Source organism: Dawidia soli, assembly GCF_018598185.1.
Taxonomy (GTDB): domain Bacteria; phylum Bacteroidota; class Bacteroidia; order Cytophagales; family Cyclobacteriaceae; genus Ohtaekwangia; species Ohtaekwangia soli.
This window is the reverse complement of record NZ_JAHESC010000007.1, coordinates 49,446-69,925: the sequence shown is the minus strand read 5'-3', so window position 1 is coordinate 69,925 and position 20,480 is coordinate 49,446. Positions and strand designations below refer to the sequence as shown.

Sequence of the window (20,480 nt, the reverse complement as noted above, 5' to 3'; positions counted from 1 at the left end):
ACCGTATGCTTTTGGGACTGCCCGAAAAAAGCCACGCGTGATATTGCCGTCACGCGTGGTATAGTAGACCCGGTAGTGTAAAGATACGTTGGAAAGTGAATCTGCCGTATTCTTTTTCTATTTGTTGTAGGCGGCCTCCAGGTCGGCCACGATCAGCTTCCGCATCTTCATCATAGCCTGCATCAACTGGCCGAGACGTTTCGGTTCACCGTTGTTGATCTTATCGATCATGAAAGCTGGCACGATCTGCCAGGAGAATCCGAATTTGTCCTTTAACCATCCGCACTGACTTTCCTCGCCGCCGTCGCGGGTCAGGGCGTTCCAGTATTTGTCTACTTCCTCCTGGTCCTTGCAGGTCACAAAGAACGAAACCGCCTCGCTGAACGTAAAGTCCGGGCCGGCATCGAACATGTTGACACGCAGGCCGTCAATGACGATCGTTCCTACCATCACGCCCCGAAAGCCACTGCCTTCGTCCCATTTTTTGATGGCCTCGATCGTTGAATTGGCAAACAGCGATGTATACAATTTCATCGCTTCTTCCGCCTTGCCATTGAACCACAGGAAAGGGACAATTTTCTGATTGGTTGCTACCATGCTCATGTTGTAATTGTTTAAGGGGTTGTATCATTTTAGAATATTCCGTCCGGCGGGGCACTGTCAGGCACCTGTACATGCCCCGCCGGATGATACAAAGGTGCGCACCAGACCTGGATTCCGGCGTCGGAGATCAGGCCTTCGAAAGGGGGATAAAATGACAAAAAATACCGACCACTGGGCCTGGGAAATGTATCCCCCAGGCAGCTGAGCCGGAATTTCCGATTTTTTACCCCTGCTTCATCCGCTGCGCAATCTGACGTATAACGTCCTGCAGGTATATGTTTCGCTCGCGCACGATCACTAAATAAAATTCTCACGATCTGTATGTTCCCAGGCTTCACGGCCCACATCAGTCAACAGGCGTTGACCCGGCATCTGCACATTTGCTGTACGATCTCTGCATATGCCTCATGGACTGTAGAGTCTCTGACGCCACCCGCTCTCCCGGCAGCCGCACTTTCCACACGCTCCGCCAGTCGCCCCAGGATGCGGGCGGCTTCTGTCTCTGAAAGACATGTATAGGGCTCGCCCGGATATTCCGAAAACGCGATCCCCCCACACCGTGTCAATTCTTCTCTGCCAGGTCGTATAAGGTCAGGCAATTACGGCGGCCGTAGAACGCTGTGGTTTCATACTCCTCGTACTGACGGGCGTATACAAGCTTTTCCTTTTTACTTTCACTTAAGAGAGCCAACATATAAAGGGCTCTCACCCGTTTTTCGGGATCACGCTCGGCGTCCAACGCCTTTTTGAAATACCTGCGGGCATTCGTATAGCCTATGGCATACACCGCTTCGTCCGGCGTGGCCGAGCCGTCGCCGTAGCTCAGCATAAACCACGCGTGCGTTGTGAACGTGAACCAGGCGTTGCCGAGCATAAAATAGTTATGCGCACGTTGAGCAGGATCTTGCCTCGCAGCGGTGTCCAGGGCATACAGTTTTTCAACGATCTCCCGCTTGGTATACGTAACCATTGTCTGTCCTGCCAGCAGCTCGGCGTTTACGGTAAACGGATCACGGTCAAGATAGTACTGGGCATTGCTGAAGGTTGACCAAAATGCATCCGGGATCTTGCGTACCGTCGCCAGCGCATTTGCGACATCGCCCTGGCGTAGATACTTGGTCACCAGCAGGTCCTCAAAATAGTGTGGATGATCATATGGCTTGAACAATACCTCTTCCAGCGTATTTTTATCCTTACGGCGATATACTTCCAACAATGCTTCCAGATCGGCCGTCGATGCATAACGGTCCAGGTACCGGATGAACGTGTATTCGAACGTGCCGTAGGTGATACAGGAATAGCAAAATCTTTCGCGGGCATAGCTGTCAAACAAACCGGCCAATCCTACTACTCCGCGCTTTGCGAAAACATGGCGCAGATACGTGCTCAGGGAGTAAAGAATTTTCTGCGACTCGAACTGGCCGTTGCGATCCGCCAATAGCGTTTTGTATAATACGCCCAGCTTCTCTTGTACTGCGCGGTCGCGCACATCTTCCTGCAGCGTGATCTGCACGGCGCGCAGTGCTGTTACCTGATAGGCCATGGCCGGATCACCCGTGGGAACCCGATCCAGGTATGCAGCGGCCGCCTTGCCGTTGCCCTGCATCAGGCTGAGATTGGCCAGTACCACATTAAGGTATGCCGGGTAGCGCCTGGCCAGACCATCCATGGTCTTGAGCGCTTTAACAAACTCATCGAGGTACAGGCGGTCGCGTTGCCAGTTCTCCGTCACGGGTCGGTTGCCCCAATAATCGCGCGGCGAAACCTGTGCGTTAACGTAACGCGTTGTGCCCAGCCAGTCCTCAAACTTGTTTACCTCGCGGCCGATCAACAACGGCAGGTGCGGATGATCAGCCGCGAGCGTATACACCTGGCGAATACCTTCCAGTCCGCGACCGGGATTGATAGTCTCCCGAAGCACATATACGTCAGCCCGGCTCCTGTTATCTTCTGCCAACGCCAACACACTGTCCATGTCGCGGCTGGAATAGAATTGACGCGACACCATCATTTTCGCCGTGGCATGTGAAAACACACGGGCGTGCAAATAATTCGCAGAGTCGTTATGAATACCCTCCAGCATCATGGCTTTATAGTGCATCGCCCACCAATCCAGTACCCCGGGCGTGGCAACATTCTTAAAATACCGGTTGTAGGTTGCATTGAACAGGGCGCGGTCGGGTGCATAAAACGCGATCTTCGTCAGCAAAAAGGCATACTTCTTTTGCAGGAACGTATTCTGCTCGCGTGCCACCAGCGCCGACACCTGCTCCAGTGCCGAATCATAGGCTCCCGACGACGACTTCCGGCCTGTATCGCTCCAGGTGGACTCAAATCCCGCCAGGCCTTCATATTGTTTCAAAGTCTTGAAACACGCAAACACCGCAGGCTTTTGCTGTAACTTCTGATAAAAGTTGTTTACGGCCAGCGCGGAGTCTGAAGGCTCACCGAAAACGCATGCCCTTGCGGCCGTGGTGTCTCCAGGCGAGGCACCGGCGGCCGTAATCCATTCGGCAATAAGCTGGTCCTCATCACGGCTGGAAGAATATCGTCCGTCGAAGGCATGAAGATGCGCGGAATAAAAAAAACTCCACCACGCCCGGTTCTGCAACAGGTCGGGATTGAAGAGCATATAGCGCAGCTCCTCATTCTCAGGCCGCCAATAGCAGGCCTGTAAGCCGGTACCCGTTGTAAAAAACGACAGCAGGCTAAAAAGCGCGATACATATCTTCCAGCGCCGAAGAATATTTCTTAAGATCATGGTCATTCAGATGATAGAACGTTAGGGCCGCGTCGGCCGTGTGTTTATGGTCATGGAGCCAGGCCGCGACGGCGGCCACATCGTTCATAGCAGGGTGTTCAAACCGTATCTCATCGCCCCGTCGCACGAAGATGCTTTGACTGGTGTAGCCATAGGTAAAATCCTCTGAGACGGTAGCGTGCAGATCGCTGACGGTCGTCAAATACCGTTTATACCCGTATTCGTCCTGCAGCAACGCTGTTGAGAGGATCGCCTGGAACTTGCCGTCGCGATATAATACAGCCCATTCAAACACCGGCAACGCGTAGTCCAGCGCCAACGGGTAGGCATGCTGATCTTCCAGGTAGCGCATGATCTCCCGGCGATCAAAAATCGAATTGACGGTCTCAGGGTCTTTTATATTGCCGGCATTGTAGCACATCAGCATGCCTCGGTCCACGGGGGGAACGCCGGCCTTGACGGGATATTTATATTGATATAATCGTATGGTGGACGATACTCGCTGACCGGCAAAAAGCCTTTTCGATTCGCGCAAAAAAGCAAAATAGTGTGCCCGGGTGCCGGCCGTCCAGTCACAGTCGAACTGCACCTCCGACAGCCGTTGCAGGCGAGCGTCATGTAGCGAATCGCGCACATGCAATTCGTCAAAACGTTTTGACTTCTGCCTATACGGAGTGGAATTAAAATAACCGTCCTCCATGGTTTCCCATATCAGGTTATCAAACTGCCGATCGGATGCTGCTTTTAGCTGAGCCATCATTCTGCGGTGCACCTGCTGCGCCAACACGATCGCTCCGGCCGTATCCAGGTGCGCAAAGGTCTCGTTGGTTATAAACACTACGGGGACTACATCCAAGGTATCCGTCAACGGCTGATCCCAATAGTCTAACGGCGCGACCGGCACCGGTGCGCCGTCCGCCTCGCTCCAGCCGACATCAAAAAGTCGCACGTACAGCCGGTCAACATCCAACGCCTGGTAAGTGGAGTCATCCCAGTCAAAGCCCCCCGCCTCCGTCTTCCAATAATAAAAGCCCCGCGGCGCGCCATGATCTGGAGTACGTCCGTTGTCGGAACACCCCAGCAACAAACACAGGGCCGCCGCCAGGAAACAGATTCTTACCATATATAAAACCGGGAGAAAAAAGTGTATGGCTTAAAGGTATAAAAAATGAAACTCCAGGGAGGGCCTGTCGCAGAATTATTTTTTCTACAAAGATCGTGAGACAGGCTTACAATAAAGTGCCCGCCCCGGTTGTTATACATACTTATACGATTGTATAAATAGAAATGTAAGAAACGAGTCCCCCGCTTTCACAGGCTCCGCGGGGGACTCGTCAAGGTGGCGGGTCGGATAGATTATACTGCGTTCACGCGGATCGTTGCCGACTGCAATCAGTAACGATCCGGCATATCGGGCAGGCTGTGGGCTCTCAGCGTGCACCTTACTTTTCCGGGGCCGGAAAATCGACCGTCCGGCGCGATGAGACGCGCCGGCGGTGAAAGAACGCAGTCAGTGTGCAGTATAAAGTAGTCTCTATGCGCCATCGGCAGGCCGCATTAACGACAGGCCGTTGTGTGTAACACCACGTCGCCACCGGGCGATATCGTATAGTGAGTGTCCGGTAAAGACTGGGTGATGGCGTCCAGTACGCGCGTAAGCGTTACGTCGTCTTCTACAAACACTGCCGCAATGTGGCAGGTGCCGATGTCGCTACCCTCTACGGTAATCTTTCGCCCGAAACGTTTTTCCAGGATGGCCGCGGCCGTCTGCAGGTCAACGCTGTCGAGTATAATAAAGCCGCGGTTCCAACCGATCGCTTCGGCCGCATCGACCGACTGCCGGGCAAAGTGCCCCGAAGCCACATCGACTGCCAGCTCCTGGTCGGGATGTAACAGCGTCTGGAAATTCCCCGGCTTACGGACGTCCACCAGGCCACGGACCACCGTCACCCTTACCTCGGGTTGGCCGGTGTAAGCCCTGACGTTGAAAGCAGTGCCCAGTACCTTTACCGTTACGCCGTTGGCATGTATGATAAACGGGCGGGTCGGGTCGTGCGCGACGTCAAAGTATGCTTCGCCTTTCAATGTCACTTCGCGCATGAATGCACCCGGTGCGCTGCTATAGCGCAGCTCGCTGCCATGGTTCAGCGTCACGGCGGTGTTGTCGGTCAGGTGAAAGAACTGACGGCCCTGGTAGACGGCTTCGCGCTCGACGGCCGGGCGTTTAGCCATCTGCTGCACCTCGGCATGCGACTGTTGTGCCACCCATATCACCGCCAGAACGAGAACCACCAACATTGCCGCCGCGGCCACCCACGGCGAGGACTGCCAGGGGTATGCCGGGTTTGCAGTAACTCCTACGATCGTTTCCAGTGTGCGGCGTTTGACATGGGCCGACCGTTGGCGCTCGTCGTGGGGAACAGCCAGCAAACGCGGATTGTTCAGGTAAAACAGTTGATGCTGGTATACTTGCTCGCCCAGAAGTTTGCCCAGCCGGCCTTCTACCAGCAAGCGCATGACATGTTCACGCTCTCCGACGGTTGCCGTGTTGTTCAGAAACCGATGTACCAGGTCGTGAATCGTCGTCTTCATATCGTTAGGGATGCCGGAATGTCTGCACCCGGTTAACAACGCTTTGATGAAATGCTTTATAGGCCATATACTCGGCATTCAGGATCTCAAAAAGCTCCGCATTGTCCAGGTATTGCAACTGCCGTTCCTTCGGGTCCAGGGGAGGGTCGTTCTCAGCCGCGCCAGTCAGGTTCCGGAACGGTTTCAGCGACGTGGGGAGTTGAGGGTCTTCCATCATAAAACAGAATTTACTTTGGTAAGAAATGAGATACATGAATTTTATTTCGAATTACCGCACAATAACAAACTTTTATATTACCTTCCGTTTATGTAAAAGAGCGGTAAAAAACGCGTTGGTATAAGAAGAAACACTACCTTTTTTGGGCAACTTGGGTCTTTGCCATGACGGTGCTATAAATAAAGCCCACTCGTATACTATGCACCTGAAAAATGCCGTTGAAAGTAGTACCTAAGTAAACATTCGGGTACACGAAAACCTATACCTTGCAACACGCCTTTATAACGCGCCATGCTCGCCACTGATCTTACCAACGTCTCCCCTGTCCGACCTATCGTATGGGCTACTCTCTCGCTAACGGTTCTCCTGTTAATTATCCACGGAAAGGTGTCCGGCCAGGAAAAACATAAGGCATCTCATCCCTCCGGTACATTGTCGATACCATTGTCGGCCCGGGCGGTAGCGGCACGGGGCATCGCCGAGATCAACCGTGCCCGGAATGCGATGGTCATTACCGAAGTCAAAACCGGTATACCCAACATGCGCAATGTATTTCTGGAGCCCTGGACGGTACAAGAACTGGTATCTGCCAATCGTGCCGACACCCTGTACGGCGCGAGCTTTCAATATGCTGTCCTGGAAGACACCTTTCGGGTAGATATGTCGTATGACGGAAGACACCTGGTGCGCGTCGACGAGGAGCAAGGCAATGCGTTACAGGTCGTCGATGCGCAACTGCACCCATACGAAGCCGGCCGGGTCATAGGCCCCTTATACATGCGCATACGAACGGTAATGGAACAGGCCCTGAAACGAAATGCCATCCTGCAGACGACAGAGGATGACGACTCGCTCAGACTCGAAGTGGTGTTTCCAGATCTTTACCTCGAGCTGAATGCCACCGGCGTGATGTGGGAGAAAGACACCGTGGGTTTTGTCTCGCGATACGTTGTATACCTGGATAAGTATACATTCCTTCCCATCAAACTGCTGCGGGACATGCCGCACCATACTTCACAGGAAACCGTACTCTATCAACGCATCAATTTTACCGACACGCTCGCGATTGATGCCCTGCAAACACGTACGGGCGGCGTGGCATCAAATCTCGTGCTTACCGATAGCCTGCAGAAACTAAACCAGCAAGCGGGCATGAACAACCTGGTCGGGCAATCGATTTATAACTGGAAGCTGGCACGGGTAGATGGCGATACGCTGTCTTTTACAACACTACAGGGTCAAAAGGGCGTGATTGTTTTTAACTCCGTCGGCTGGAAGCCCTGTACCCAAGTGCTTCCCTTTCTGGCACAACTATCCACAACACCGACTATGGCAGTAGTAAGCATCGAACCCTATGTTACCAATACGGACGCTTTAAAGAAACATCAGGAAACGCAGGCGATCGATTACCCTATCGTAGTGGCCGATCGCACATTAAAGAAAACATATCCGGGCATGCAGGTGCCTACCTTTTTACTGACTGACACCGCCGGCATTGTGCGCGAAGTGGTCGTGGGGTACACCGGCGCGGCGACCGAAACGCACATACAGCGGGCCCTGGAGCGGCTTCCTTGATCTCCACCCCGGTCCAGGCACATCGGACTTCCATCCGATGTAAGTGTACGACGCGCTGCTTCCGCAGAAGTGTGGACAATAATACACCAAATGCTCGTGCTGCGGCTGGATTTGCTGCGCGCGCTTTTTGCTGCCATGCCGGAAAAGATCGCCCATGGCTATGTTCACACTACCTTCGATCCCTTCGCTTACATCGGTTATGAATATTTCCACCCGCAATCGCCTGTTGCTGGCAGGTGCCGCCGGCGCCGTAGCGCTGATGGCGTACAGCAAATGGCGACAAGAGCAGCAAAAGTTTGCGCTCGCCGGCAAGGTTGTACTGATCACCGGCGGCTCACGCGGATTGGGGCTGGTGCTGGCGCGTATGCTGGCGGCCAAGGGTGCCCGGCTGGCGATCTGCGCCCGTACGCCGGCGGCGCTGGATGTGGCACGGCAGGAGCTGGAGATGCTCGGCGCACCCGTGCTGACGCTCCCGGTAGACATTACCGACACTGCGCAGGTCGACAGTATGATCCGGCAGGTAGTCGACCACTACGGCCGGCTCGACGTGCTGATCAACAATGCCGGCACCATTCAGGTAGCGCCGCAGGAAGCGCTCAACCTCGACGACTATGAGAAAGCCATGAAGACCAACTTCTGGGCCGCATTGTATACTACACTCTCCAGTATTCCGTACTTCCGTGCGCAAGGGGGCGGACGTATCGTCAACATTACTTCGATCGGAGGCAAAGTCGCCGTCCCCCATCTTCTGCCCTACACCGCCAGCAAATTTGCCCTCGTCGGCTTGTCGGAAGGCATGCATACCGAATTGAAGAAACACAACATCCGGGTTACCACCGTCGTGCCCGGACTCATGCGTACCGGCAGCACCCAGCACATCACGGTGAAAGGTGACCACGAAGCGGAGTACCGATGGTTTAAGGTTTCTGCATCCTCTGCGTTGCTGTCCGTCAAAGCGGAGACAGCCGCTGCCAGCATTGTGGAAGCCCTGGAGTACGGCCGGCCCGAGGCACTGGTTTCCATCAGCACGAAGCTGGCCACCCTGGTAAAAGGCGTGGCCCCGGGTTGGATGGGCAGCTTGCTGAGTATGGCTGAACGATTCCTGCCAGACAACGTACCCGGTGGCGAGGTTGCCAAACAGGGTTCAGAGGCCGAATCGACCCTTTCACGCCTGTTGGGCAAAAGAAGTGAAGCCGCGGCACTACAGAACAACGAATAATTCTTTAATCTTGCCTGCGGCGTACCGGTGTTCCCCGGAGCGCCGGATCTTCTTCCATGCCGCGACCTTTTAAAGCCTTTCAGAGTTATAACTACCGTCTTTATTTCGCCGGCCAATCCGTGTCGCTGATCGGCACCTGGATGCAACGCACCGCGGTGTACTGGCTGGTATATGAAAAGACACAGTCATCCTTTATGCTGGGGGTTGCAGTCTTTGCCGCGCAGTTTCCTTCTTTCCTGTTTTCCATTATCGGGGGCGTTGTCTCCGACCGGTATAATCGCTACCGCGTCATGCTGCTGACGCAGGTGGCGTCTTTGATCCAGGCTATTTTGCTTACGGCGTTGGTGTTGCTGGGATTGGATTCCGTCTGGAACATCCTCACCCTTAGTGTTATGCTGGGTGTTATCAATGCTTTTGATGTACCGGCAAGGCAAGCCATGGTATATGACATGGTGGACAACAAGGAACACCTGCCCAATGCTATTGCGCTCAACTCCTCCATGGTCAACACGGCGCGCCTGATCGGACCGGCGATGGCGGGCATCGTCTTAGAGGAGTTCGGAGCCAACATTTGTTTCTCGATCAATGCCGCGAGCTTTATTGCCGTGCTGACGTCACTATTTTGTATGCGGCTGCCGGCCTATGTGCCCAAGCCGCGCACCAACGACGTCATGACCGACTTACGCGAAGGTTTTCAATACTTGCGCAAGACACCCAGCATCAGTACCGTCATGCTCATGCTGGCCTGCGTCAGCCTGTTGTCGCTTCCCTACATCACGTTGCTGCCCGTCTATGCGCGGGAGATCTTTCAGGGCCGGGCATCTACCTTCGGATACCTGAACAGCTTTGTAGGATTGGGTGCGGTGAGCGGTGCTATTTTCCTGGCGTCGCTTAAGCCTGGCACCAACTTAAAAAAGGTGTTGTTCTTTACCACCCTCGTGTTTGGCATGGGGTTAATTTGCTTTTCCCATCTGACGAATCTTCCTGCTGCACTGGCCTTCATTGCCATCACCGGGTTTGGTATGATGTCACAGACTACACTCAGCAATACATTGATCCAAACCGCCGTGACACCCGTTATGCGCGGCCGGGTGCTAAGTTATTACGCCATGGCATTCTTTGGCATGCAGCCGATCGGAAGCCTGCTGATTGGTGCTGTGTCGCATTATGCGGGTGCTCCCAATACATTATTATTGGAAGGCATCGCCACCCTGATGCTTGCACTCGTCTTTTTTCCCTTCTTGCGCCGCGACATTTTGCTACGCCGCCACCGGATGAAAATTGAACAATTAGAAGAACGATCGATCGAAACAACGTAGCACCTAGTTCTTCAGCTTGCATTTTTTCCGGAGGTACTTATCACGATTATACAGCTTCTTCTGGGGGTTTTTGTTCACTTCAAAAGGAATGTAATACTGGAGCGATACGTTCAGGAGGAAATAGCCATCGTTTGTCTTCGGGTTTCCGCGGGTTCCGGTAGTAGTGGGGGCTGCTATTTCTCCGCGACGGTCGGACAATGCGCGGGACAGGTCGCTCTTGAGCGTTGCCGGATCGGGATACCGGCGTGCGCTGACGTCGTCCATGTAGTCGGTAAAGGTAAAACGATACCCTCCTTCGATCAATACATTGTAAAAGGGACTGAGCTTGATACGAGCCCCCAGGCCGACCGGTATGACCGGCGTTACACGACTATAGTTTACTCCCTCGGTCTCAAGAGGCTGAAGCGCGTATCGCGTGCCTTGATATTCTGTTGTGGGATTAAAACGCATGACCCCTACACCGGCAAAGGCGTGTACATTCACCCCCGGACGGTCTTCAAACCGAAAACCGTGGGGTACCAGGTTTACGATGCCAATGGCGGAAAACTCGAAGTTGCTAGAGGCAAAGGAGAGGTTGCGTACGCGGCGACTGTCTTCATCTGTGCCCGGTGCGTCGGCATCGTCGCCCGAAGTACGGAACCAGGCGAACTGGGCCCGGGCACTAATGCGCTTGGTAAAAAAATATTCAGCCCCTACAATAGCACTCGGGTTAATCTTCCCAAAGTCGTTGGAGCCCGTTATTTCTCCAAAGTAGGTGGATGTACCAACACCCAGGTTCACCATCAGGTCGCGATTCCAGCGCACAGCGCGAAAGTCTTGCGCCTGGCCAAAGAACGGCACCAACATGATAAACGCGACGACGGCTACTATATTTTTTTCCATGTCAAATTTTAAAGGTCCGAAAGTAGTGATTTTACCAGGCATTACCCTATTAAAATTACGGACCACTATACGCTAATGTTACGCAATGCGTCGTGTGTTTAGGGCTCTCACCCACTCTTCCCGTGCACACACCGGGCACCGATGCCGACCGGGCGCCAACATCTCTGTGTGACCGCAAAATGCACAGGCATATACGGCAGGATGTTGCACCTGGGGACTTTTTCTACAAAACTCATCTGGCAACAGCGGTAAGCCTGGTCGTACCTCCTCATCCGGGTAAAAAAATATACTAAAATCGCCATTCGTCTCAAGAATGGCATATCGCACCTGGCCCAAGTGCTCTACCTGGCGCACACGCAGCTCGGCAAAAAATTCATCCTGTGAAAGTGACTCCTTCTTAAAGTCATTAAAGGCAAACTTACCTTCGCGGACGAGGTAAATAGCTTTGCCCTCGATGAGGTTTTCAAACCATATGCTTTTAGCCATCAACCACGTGACGAGGCGATAGATGCCGATGATCGCCACGAAGACCATGATGGCATGCAACATGCCGACGTCCTCGTAAAACATCGGATCGCCTGCCGCTGATCCTAACGATATGATGATCACGACTTCAAAGATGGACAACTGCCGTACCCCACGCTTGCCGACAAGTCGAAGGGCCATGAGCAGCACCACGAACATCACCACGGAGCGGAAAAGCACTTCCAGCAAAAATACCTCCGGCAGGTTGTTCCATAATAGGCGGGGCCATTCAAATACTTCTTTCATACCAACCGTGTATTTAGAATATAATTCCACCAATATTTTTTGCAACCGACGGCAGGTTTTCATCACCCCACTGTTCTTTGACATTTGTCTCGATGGTGCGGCAGAGGCTCGTCAACGGCACGTCTTCCAGGCGGTTTTCAAAGGGATCCTCCGTGCGCTCTCCCACCAGGTCGAGAGAATGAAAGATGAACGAGATCAACACAGATATCGGGATCATGATCAGGCCCATCTCATCCACGAACGCAAAGGGCAACATGGTCGCATGCAAGACCACGAACACACGCGAGAAAAAGCTGTAGTGGCGGGGTAGCGGCGTATTCTTGATACGCTCACATGCGCCCTGTACGTTATTAAATTCCACCAGTGTTTCTTCCAGTTTTACGAGGCGATAATCCGACAGCCAGCCTTGCGAAAAGGCATATCGGATGTCTTCGGCCTGCAGCTCGAGCAGGAAGTTGGGCGGGTTGTTCTTCTTGCTGAAGATGGCATACTCTGACGGCTGTAGAAACGACTCGGCGTCTTGATATTCATTTTCCGCCTGAAACAACTCCTCCTGCCCTGTCTCATTGTATTTATACTTGCGACGAAGGAATACACGCAACGCATTGACGTAGGCGATATGCCGGTGCAGCAGCTTTTCTTTGAAGGCAACGATCTCGTCAGGACTGGTGGCATCAGGGTCATTCAGGAACGTGATGACCTGACGGGTCCACGCCCGGCTGTAGTTAACCAACGAGCCCCATAAGCGTCGCGCTTCCCACCAGCGGTCGTAGGCGCTGTTGTTTTTAAACCCCAGGAAGATCGCCAGCGCGGTGCCGAAGGCCGTGATCGTATAAAACGGTATGGCCAGGTGCACACCTTGGTGGTGTATCCAATACACTAAAACAGCCAGCACCAGGTAATACAAGACACCTTTCCATGTATAAAACAGGATCAGGCTCCATTTCAGGTTTCGTCGCAAGATCATAAAGGGCTTTTAATAGAATTTGAGGTCCTAAATTTTTGCTCCATGCAAGTGTTGCGGATGCAAAGTAAGATGAACAGTTGCTGGCATTATTTTTTGCGGTCCTTTTTAGCAGGCTTGTAGAAGATTCCTCCCAACAATACGCCCGACAAAAAATGTGTGTTGTCTTTTCCCCATTTCGTCGTCATTCATCGGACTGATAGTTCCAAAACCAAATAATTCAGGGGGGTACAAGGTTTTAGCGATGTGTTGTCGTTGCGACCTCAAACCTCATTGTATTTTGAAAGTAAAACCGGAATTAAAAATCCTAGTGTTGGATGACGACGTAGAAGACGTTGAGCTAATTGCCTGGGAATTGCAAAAAGGTGGCGTGAATTTTCAATTAAGACACGTCAGCACGAAGGAATCCTTTGTCTCCGCACTCAAGGAGTACAATGCGGACGTCATCCTTTCGGACCACCATTTACCGCAATTCGATTCCTCGGAAGCTCTGCAACTATGTTATGCCAACAAAGTAGATATCCCGTTTATTCTGGTGTCTGGGGCTGTGTCGGAAAACTTTGCCAACGACACGATCAAGGAAGGGGTTGACGACTACATCCTCAAGACGAGTCTGACGCGTTTACCCGCGGCCATTAACAAAGCCTTAAAGCAGCATGCCCTGCATCGGGCCAAGCTTAACGCCGACGCCGAGCTCAAGTTTAAGAATAATCAGTTGCTGCGCACGATCGAAGAGCTTAGCAAGATCAACAAAGAGCTTGATACATTTGTCTATTCCGTCTCACACAACCTGCGGGCGCCGCTTATGTCTGTGTTGGGCATTCTCAACCTGGTGAAGCTCGAAGATCAGCACAACAACAATGGTACGCTGGCTACGTACCATGCCATGATCGAAGAAAGTATTCTGAAGCTCGACGAGACGCTGAAAGACATTCTGGATTATTCCCGCAACGCCCGCAAAGATATTCGCATCGAGCGTGTGGATCTCAACCGCATTATCAACGATAACCTGGAACGCATGCGGTTTATGGCCGGTTCGGAGAATATTACCCAGACCGTCACCATTCAGGAGCCGCTGCCATTTTACTCGGATCAGTATCGTTTGTCGGTGATTTTTAATAACCTGATCTCAAACGCGATTAAATATAGCGACCTGCAAAAAACGGACTCGTTCATCGAAATCTATGCGACCGTTTCGAAAACGTCGGCGCACGTCGAGATCAAGGATAATGGCATCGGTATCAATCCCGACTATATTGCGAAGGTAACAGAGATGTTTTTCCGCGCGACAGAAGAGCACGAAGGCTCGGGATTGGGTCTGTACATCGTAAAAGAGGCCGTGGACAAACTTCATGGCACCCTGACGATCGAATCGGAACTCGGTATAGGCACCCGGTTTGTACTCGATTTGCCGAATTTTATACCGGCTACGATGGCGGATCACATAGAAGATAAGGTGACTGTAAAAGGTCAGCAACACACTTCCTAATCTGAGAAAAAACCCCGAAAATAGTCTACAACAAACGTTTGCATAAGGTTAGAAATTGACATTTTTTTGCTGCTCAATTAATAACCCAAAGCATGCAGACGTCATATCAATTCACCATCGGCCTCAACGAGGTTGGTATGGAACACCTGGACCTTGTGGGAGGCAAGAACGCTTCCCTGGGCGAAATGATCCGCAACCTGACACCAAGGGGTATTGCTGTTCCGGATGGTTTTGCCATTACGGTGACAGCCTACCGGGCGTATCTTCAGCATAACAATCTGGAGGCGAAGATCCACGAGATCATTTCTTCTATTGACATGAGCAACCTCATCTCGCTGCGTAAGGGGGGTACACAGCTGAGGCAATTGATCCGCAACGGACGCTTCCCGCAGGCGATGGAAGACGAGATCAAAACGCGTTATGCAGCGTTGTCGCGTCAGTACGACCAGGATGCTACCGATGTGGCTGTACGCTCCAGTGCCACGGCCGAAGATCTGCCGGATACCTCGTTTGCCGGCCAGCAGGAAACATACCTGAACGTGCGCGGCCCGGAAGGACTGTTGGAGTCTATTCGTAACTGCTTTGCTTCGTTATTCACCGACCGGGCCATCTCCTATCGCGTCGACTTCAACTTCAACCATTTTGACGTAGGATTGTCTGTCTGTATACAAAAGATGGTACGCGCCGACCTGGCATCATCGGGTGTTGCGTTCTCACTCGACACCGAGTCGGGCTTCCGCGACGTTGTGGTCATCAACGGCTCGTATGGTTTGGGAGAGCTGCTGGTGCAAGGCGCTGTATCGCCTGATGAATATATAGTCTTTAAGCCGGCGTTGGAAAAGGACTTCGAGCCGATCATTGAAAAAAAGCTCGGCCGCAAGGACCAGAAGATGGTATACGGCGACGACCCCGGCCAGCTTACCAAAGTATTGAACGTGCAGCGCGAGGCACGCGACCGTTTCTGCCTGAACGACCGCCAGGTATTGCGCCTCGCCGAGTGGGTAAGCATCATTGAGAAATACTATTCGGAGAAGCGTGGTTCGTGGTGCCCCATGGATATTGAGTGGGCGGTAGACGGTCTTTCCAACCGGCTTTTTATTGTACAGGCTCGTCCGGAAACGATCCATTCGCAACGGGAGCGCGACAAGTTCGTGGAGTATACCATTACCAAACCCGCACCGCAGGATCGCATCGTACGCGGTATTGCCGTAGGCGACAAAATCGCGTCGGGCAAAGTGGTGATCATGTATTCGCTCGATGGCCGTGACGGATCACGGGATGGAATCGAATTTCAGGCCGGCGATATCCTCGTGACGGATATGACCGACCCGGATTGGGAGCCTATCATGAAAAAGGCCGCTGCTATTGTTACCAACAGGGGCAGCCGTACATGCCATGCAGCGATCGTAGCACGGGAGCTGGGTGTGCCCGCGATCGTGGGCTGTCTTGACGCAACCTCTATCCTGCGCGACGGCATGGCCGTAACGGTTTCGTGTTGCGAAGGCGACGTGGGATTTGTATACCAGGGCGAGCTACCGTTTGAGAAAGCGGAGACCAGCCTGAAAGACCTTCCCAATGTTTCGACGCCGATCATGCTGAATGTGGCCTCGCCCGAGCTTGCCTTCAAGTTTTCGGGTATACCCAATGCGGGTGTAGGCCTGGCCCGGGAGGAGTTTATCATCAACAATTACATACAGGTACACCCGCTGGCGCTCTTGCAGCACCGCGAGCTGAACGACGCCGGGCTGACGGAGCGGATCAAAGAGCTGACGCGCGGATACGAAAGCGAAGAGGCTTTCTTTGTGCACAAGCTTTCGTATGGCATCGCCAAGATTGCTTCGGCGTTTTATCCGAACCGCGTGATCGTGCGGTTCTCGGACTTCAAGAGCAATGAGTATGAGAACCTGCTGGGGGGTAAATACTTTGAGCCGAAAGAAGAAAACCCGATGATCGGATGGCGGGGAGCTTCGCGTTATTACTCGGAAGAATATCAACGCGCATTTGGATTGGAGTGCAAGGCGATCAAGCGCGTGCGCGAGCAGATGGGATTGACGAATGTGGTCGTCATGATTCCATTCTGCCGCACGGTGAGCGAGTTGTTAAAGGTTTATTCCGTGATGGAAAGCTACGGATTGAAACGTGGCGAGGACGGACTGGAAGTATATCTGATGGCGGAGATCCCTTCGAACATTTTGATGGCGGATGAGTTTTCGCAGCATATCGATGGGTTCTCCATCGGATCGAATGATTTGACCCAGCTTACGCTTGGGCTGGATCGCGACTCGGCGTTGGTGGCTGAGCTGTACGACGAGCGCAATGATGCGGTAAAGCGGATGATCTCGATGCTGATCAAGACGGCGAAGAAGCATGGTGTGAAAGTTGGCATTTGTGGACAGGGGCCGTCGGACTTCCCCGATTTTGCAGAGTTTTTGGTGAAAGAAGGAATTGATAGCATCTCGGTAACACCGGATTCAGTCTTGAAGACATTGCGGGTGTTGGGGAAGAATTCGAAAAAGGCCGTACCCGAGGCAGTTTAAGTTTTGCCACTGATTGGTTAGAATGACGGGGCCACTCTATGAGTGGCTTCTTCTTTATGTACCGACCAAAAAAAGCCGGCGTATGAAACCGGCTTTTATCAATTAACCCTGCGTCGAAATTTAATCATCCCGCGCATGCACACGGGATCCATATCCGTTTCAAAAATATAGTCCCCTCAATCGCGAACTGTCCTGCACTATGCCGCCTGATTCAGGGCGTGGGATCAACGCGCTCCAATGCTACCAGGGTTACAGAACCGAGCAGTCCCGAGGGACGCGGCGCCCAGCCGGCCGCGCTGAATATCCCGTCCGTGCGATTCTCGACCTTACGTGCCGCCAGGTTGACGTTGTAGAACTTCTTCCAGAATACGCCGCGCTTGTCGAGGTCGGCAATACGGTTGGCCATGAGGTTCGATACGGTAATGGTCAGTTCATTCTGTTCTTTCAACCACGCCGCGTCGATGGTTACGCGGTATGGAGGCCCCAGTAACGTGTCGAGTACACGGCCGTTTAAGGTAACAACCGTGCTCTCCTTTACATCTCCCAGATCAAGAGACCACGCCACCGCGGCTTTTGCCGGACGCGGAAAGGATGTAGCATATTTTGCCGTACCTGAAAATGCCTGCAGCGCGGGTATACCAAGATCCGGCCAGGAGCCCAGGATATTCAACGTCATCGGTGCCGGTAATTCCGGACCTCCTTTTATAAACGTTACTGTCCACGGTCCCTGTAAAGGGACTGTGCTGTTCGTGGGCCTGTAGAATGGAAGTATATCCGCTTCGATCGGTCCGTCATGAAGCTGAACAATGACGCTCTGTCCGGGCTGCAGCTCCAGGTATACTTCCTGATCGCCCGTACGGGATACACGGCTTACGCCACGGCCGATCGTACCGCGCATGGGATCGTACACAATAACATTCCCGGCACCGGCCGACAACGCCAGCCAGCCGGCGTAGCCGCGCTCAGGGGGACCGCTGATAAAATAGATAGCGTCATTTTCAAGATGTCGCTTTCGAATATAGCGCAGGCCGGTATCTGCCAACCGCTCGCGCCGGACCGCAGCAACTTCCAATAACGCTTCAAGATCGTTGCCCTCCAGTACCACGCCGCTACCCCACTTCCGTTCCTGTACGTTGTGGTCGCGGGTCAGCATTGGTATTTGTTTCCAGGTGCGAAAGTCTTTCTCCTGCCCGGGCGTTACGTTGTTTCCGGCGAGTGCCTCCGGCAGGCCGCCAGGGGCCAATACCACGGCTCCTTCGCCGACCAGCATCGTGATCTTCTCGAAGGTCTTCCAGGGAATATAACGACTGTGCGGAAGGACAATCACCTGATAGTAACTGTCGCCGGACGTGCGGATGCCCTGCTTACCCACCGCGCAGTCGTGCAGCTGACGATCGGATATGTAGTCGAATGCATACCCCCGGTCGTACAGGGTTGTGGCGGCGGTCGCGAAGGCTGTACTGTCAAATTGCTTACCGATGCCGTCGAAATGCTCGACCATTTCTTTTCCCGGGGTCGAGAACCGGTCGTATATCGGCAGATATAATAATACATCCTGATCAGGCCGGGTGCGTTGCAGCCAGGATTGGCAACGGGCGATATAATTGTTCAGCGCACGCGCGTCGTCCCACTGTGGGTTGCGTGGATTCATGTGCACGGCGGCATAGAACAGGCGCCCGGGCCATGGCTCGTCGGGCGGCGAATAACAGGTACCGTGATAAAAGACGTGATTGACACCGTTGACGAAGAACCGGTCGATGGCCACCTTGATGTCATGCAGGTTGGATTCGAAATGTTCGTCAAGCCACGTGGCCGACTCAGACGACACCAGTTCCTTTCCCGACACGTTGCCGGCCGACGACGCCATCCTGATCCGCAGTGGTTCGATACCTTCGATCTCGGGAATGTCGATCGCCGCATACAGGTCGAGGATATTGGCGGGTGATCCGTGTGCCTGATTGCGGATGATCTTTTTGTAACCATGTGCCCACTGCCTCCAGGGCATGGTGAAATGCTGTAAGAGCAGATCCGAGATCGTCTCGCGGTAGTCGCAAAGCACACGGGCATTCTTTTCGGGAGTATCGTTTCCAAACAACGCGGGCAGATGGTTGCGCAGATCATAGCCGCGTCGTTTTTCAAACTCCGCAAACAAGGCGGGTGTCCAGTCTGCCGCACCGCGGGCGTCGTCTACCTCGTACGAATCGTTGAAGAAAGCGCGCAGCGTTTTCAGGTCCTTGCCGGCAAAGGCGCTGTCGAACTTTTGCAGATACCGCTGCAAGGCTTCCGCCGAGAAGTGATCGATAACATTGCCCTCGCCCCCGGGACCGGCCCGCTCCACCATCTTGCCATGCCAGCCGGGGAAGATGGCGTATAGCGTCCAGGTGCCGGGTGGCGCGATCCACGCCAGGGTGCCGTCGGCTTCTACCTGGTCCGTCAGGTTTACGACCGCATTGCCGGGGCCATAGGCCATCAGCGTTTGCAAAGCCAGTGGTCGCTCGAACTGAACCTGGTCGATGGCCAACGCCTGCAGGTTCTTGTTGGCAGCGATGGGCTGTTGCAGGGTGCGGATGTCGGGCGGCGGATCGGTAAAGCCCACGGTATGTATCGTGCCTGACGCCGGCGTTGCCGATCCGTGAAATGAATTGCCGATGGCACGGAGGTACGACGGTTGTATGAACCTGATCTTTTCTGTCAGCCGCTGCCCGCCCGCGACGGTATATACCTGGTGGTACATGTTCTTGCACGCGTCGTCATCGCCGATCCAGGGGCCGCCGAAAGGCCAACCCGTACCGGTAGCCATATCGATGCCCAGCCCGAGACGCCCGGCCTCTTGCAGCGTGAACAACAACATCTCCATCCATTGCGGCGAGAGAAAGTCGATAAAGGTTGACTCTTCGCCATACACGCCATAGATCGGTGTTATCTCCAACCCGCCGATGCCGGCGCGTTGGTAGGCCTCGAGTTCCGCCGTGATGCCCGCGCGGGTTACGGCACTGCCGTGCCACCACCAACGGGTCCAGGGCTTAGTTTGCCGGTCGACGGCCGGCCATGTTGGATGATAGACCTGCTTGTTACACCCGGTCAGCAACAGCACGGTGAGCACCCCCACCAGAACGCTTTCTATAACAACGGCAACAACAGGCTTATTCGTTATCATAACCAACGCTATCAGGGTAAGTAAAAGACTTCGGGGAGCGATTTGCTGATGGGTGATTGATCGGGATTGGTCTCCATGATGTCGGCCATGTACGCCCACCAGCGGCGAATAACGTCCTGGTTTCCCAGGGCTTGCGAGCCGGCGGCGCCATCTACTTTCTGCACGGCAAACAGCGTGTCGGTATCCTCGTCGAAGAATATTGAATAATCGTGTACGCCCGCCTCCTGCAACAAGGCCTTTACCTCGGGCCACAGGGCGGCATGCCGGCGGGTATACTCCGCGCGGTAGCCGGGTTTGAGTTTCATTTTAAAAGCGATGCGCTTCATGGGTATCGGGATAACAGTAAACGTTCTTTAAGCTAACAACTCCCGGCAACGGGATGCATCCTGTACCG

The 20,480-nt window shown here is 53.5% G+C and carries 15 protein-coding genes; 5 read left to right on the top strand and 10 right to left on the bottom strand.

Annotated elements, in window-relative coordinates; genetic code table 11:
- Window positions 1-117 precede the first annotated feature (117 nt).
- The 5 genes from KK078_RS06815 to KK078_RS06795 all read right to left on the bottom strand — a co-directional run bounded on the left by KK078_RS06815 (window position 118) and on the right by KK078_RS06795 (window position 6,173).
- Window positions 118-603 (bottom strand): VOC family protein, encoded by a 486-nt coding sequence (locus KK078_RS06815; RefSeq protein WP_254089502.1) that lies wholly within the window; start codon window positions 601-603, stop codon window positions 118-120.
- Between the two features lie 562 nt (window positions 604-1,165).
- Complete coding sequence (locus tag KK078_RS06810) at window positions 1,166-3,364, bottom strand: hypothetical protein (protein WP_254089501.1); 2,199 nt, start codon at window positions 3,362-3,364, stop codon at window positions 1,166-1,168.
- Window positions 3,312-4,487 (bottom strand): hypothetical protein, encoded by a 1,176-nt coding sequence (locus KK078_RS06805; protein WP_254089500.1) that lies wholly within the window; start codon window positions 4,485-4,487, stop codon window positions 3,312-3,314. The genes KK078_RS06810 and KK078_RS06805 overlap by 53 nt, the downstream gene beginning before the upstream one ends.
- Before the next feature lie 434 nt (window positions 4,488-4,921).
- Window positions 4,922-5,956, bottom strand: a complete 1,035-nt coding sequence (locus tag KK078_RS06800) for a FecR family protein (RefSeq protein ID WP_254089499.1) — start codon at window positions 5,954-5,956, stop codon at window positions 4,922-4,924.
- A gap of 4 nt (window positions 5,957-5,960) precedes the next feature.
- Window positions 5,961-6,173, bottom strand: a complete 213-nt coding sequence (locus KK078_RS06795) for a hypothetical protein (protein WP_254089498.1) — start codon at window positions 6,171-6,173, stop codon at window positions 5,961-5,963.
- A gap of 432 nt (window positions 6,174-6,605) precedes the next feature.
- On the opposite strand from KK078_RS06795, the gene KK078_RS06790 reads away from it, so the two are divergent.
- The 3 genes from KK078_RS06790 (at window position 6,606) to KK078_RS06780 (ending at window position 10,286) form a co-directional block, all read left to right on the top strand.
- Window positions 6,606-7,748 (top strand): peroxiredoxin family protein, encoded by a 1,143-nt coding sequence (locus KK078_RS06790; protein WP_254089497.1) that lies wholly within the window; start codon window positions 6,606-6,608, stop codon window positions 7,746-7,748.
- Between the two features lie 160 nt (window positions 7,749-7,908).
- Window positions 7,909-8,967, top strand: a complete 1,059-nt coding sequence (locus tag KK078_RS06785; RefSeq protein WP_254089496.1) for an SDR family NAD(P)-dependent oxidoreductase — start codon at window positions 7,909-7,911, stop codon at window positions 8,965-8,967.
- Window positions 8,968-9,023: 56 nt separating this feature from the next.
- Entirely contained in the window at window positions 9,024-10,286 is a 1,263-nt protein-coding gene (locus tag KK078_RS06780) for an MFS transporter (RefSeq protein ID WP_254089495.1), read from the top strand.
- A gap of 3 nt (window positions 10,287-10,289) precedes the next feature.
- Here the strand turns inward: KK078_RS06780 and KK078_RS06775 are convergent, their stop codons facing one another.
- From KK078_RS06775 to KK078_RS06765, 3 genes are all read right to left on the bottom strand, one after another.
- Complete coding sequence (locus tag KK078_RS06775) at window positions 10,290-11,168, bottom strand: DUF6089 family protein (protein ID WP_254089494.1); 879 nt, start codon at window positions 11,166-11,168, stop codon at window positions 10,290-10,292.
- Window positions 11,169-11,246: 78 nt separating this feature from the next.
- Entirely contained in the window at window positions 11,247-11,939 is a 693-nt protein-coding gene (locus KK078_RS06770) for a DUF421 domain-containing protein (RefSeq protein WP_254089493.1), read from the bottom strand.
- A gap of 13 nt (window positions 11,940-11,952) precedes the next feature.
- Window positions 11,953-12,906 carry a bestrophin family protein gene (locus KK078_RS06765; RefSeq protein ID WP_254089492.1) on the bottom strand — a complete coding sequence of 318 codons (954 nt, stop codon included), beginning with the start codon at window positions 12,904-12,906 and terminating at the stop codon, window positions 11,953-11,955.
- 277 nt (window positions 12,907-13,183) lie between these two features.
- Here KK078_RS06765 and KK078_RS06760 point away from each other — a divergent pair, with 277 nt between their 5' ends.
- Window positions 13,184-14,392 carry a sensor histidine kinase gene (locus KK078_RS06760; protein ID WP_254089491.1) on the top strand — a complete coding sequence of 403 codons (1,209 nt, stop codon included), beginning with the start codon at window positions 13,184-13,186 and terminating at the stop codon, window positions 14,390-14,392.
- Window positions 14,393-14,484: 92 nt separating this feature from the next.
- Entirely contained in the window at window positions 14,485-16,929 is a 2,445-nt protein-coding gene (ppsA, locus tag KK078_RS06755) for a phosphoenolpyruvate synthase (RefSeq protein ID WP_254089490.1), read from the top strand.
- A gap of 211 nt (window positions 16,930-17,140) precedes the next feature.
- Here the strand turns inward: ppsA and KK078_RS06750 are convergent, their stop codons facing one another.
- Both KK078_RS06750 and rhaM read right to left on the bottom strand, forming a co-directional pair.
- Window positions 17,141-20,086, bottom strand: a complete 2,946-nt coding sequence (locus tag KK078_RS06750) for a glycosyl hydrolase (protein WP_254089489.1) — start codon at window positions 20,084-20,086, stop codon at window positions 17,141-17,143.
- A gap of 11 nt (window positions 20,087-20,097) precedes the next feature.
- Window positions 20,098-20,412, bottom strand: a complete 315-nt coding sequence (rhaM, locus tag KK078_RS06745) for an L-rhamnose mutarotase (RefSeq protein WP_254089488.1) — start codon at window positions 20,410-20,412, stop codon at window positions 20,098-20,100.
- Window positions 20,413-20,480: the final 68 nt, after the last annotated feature.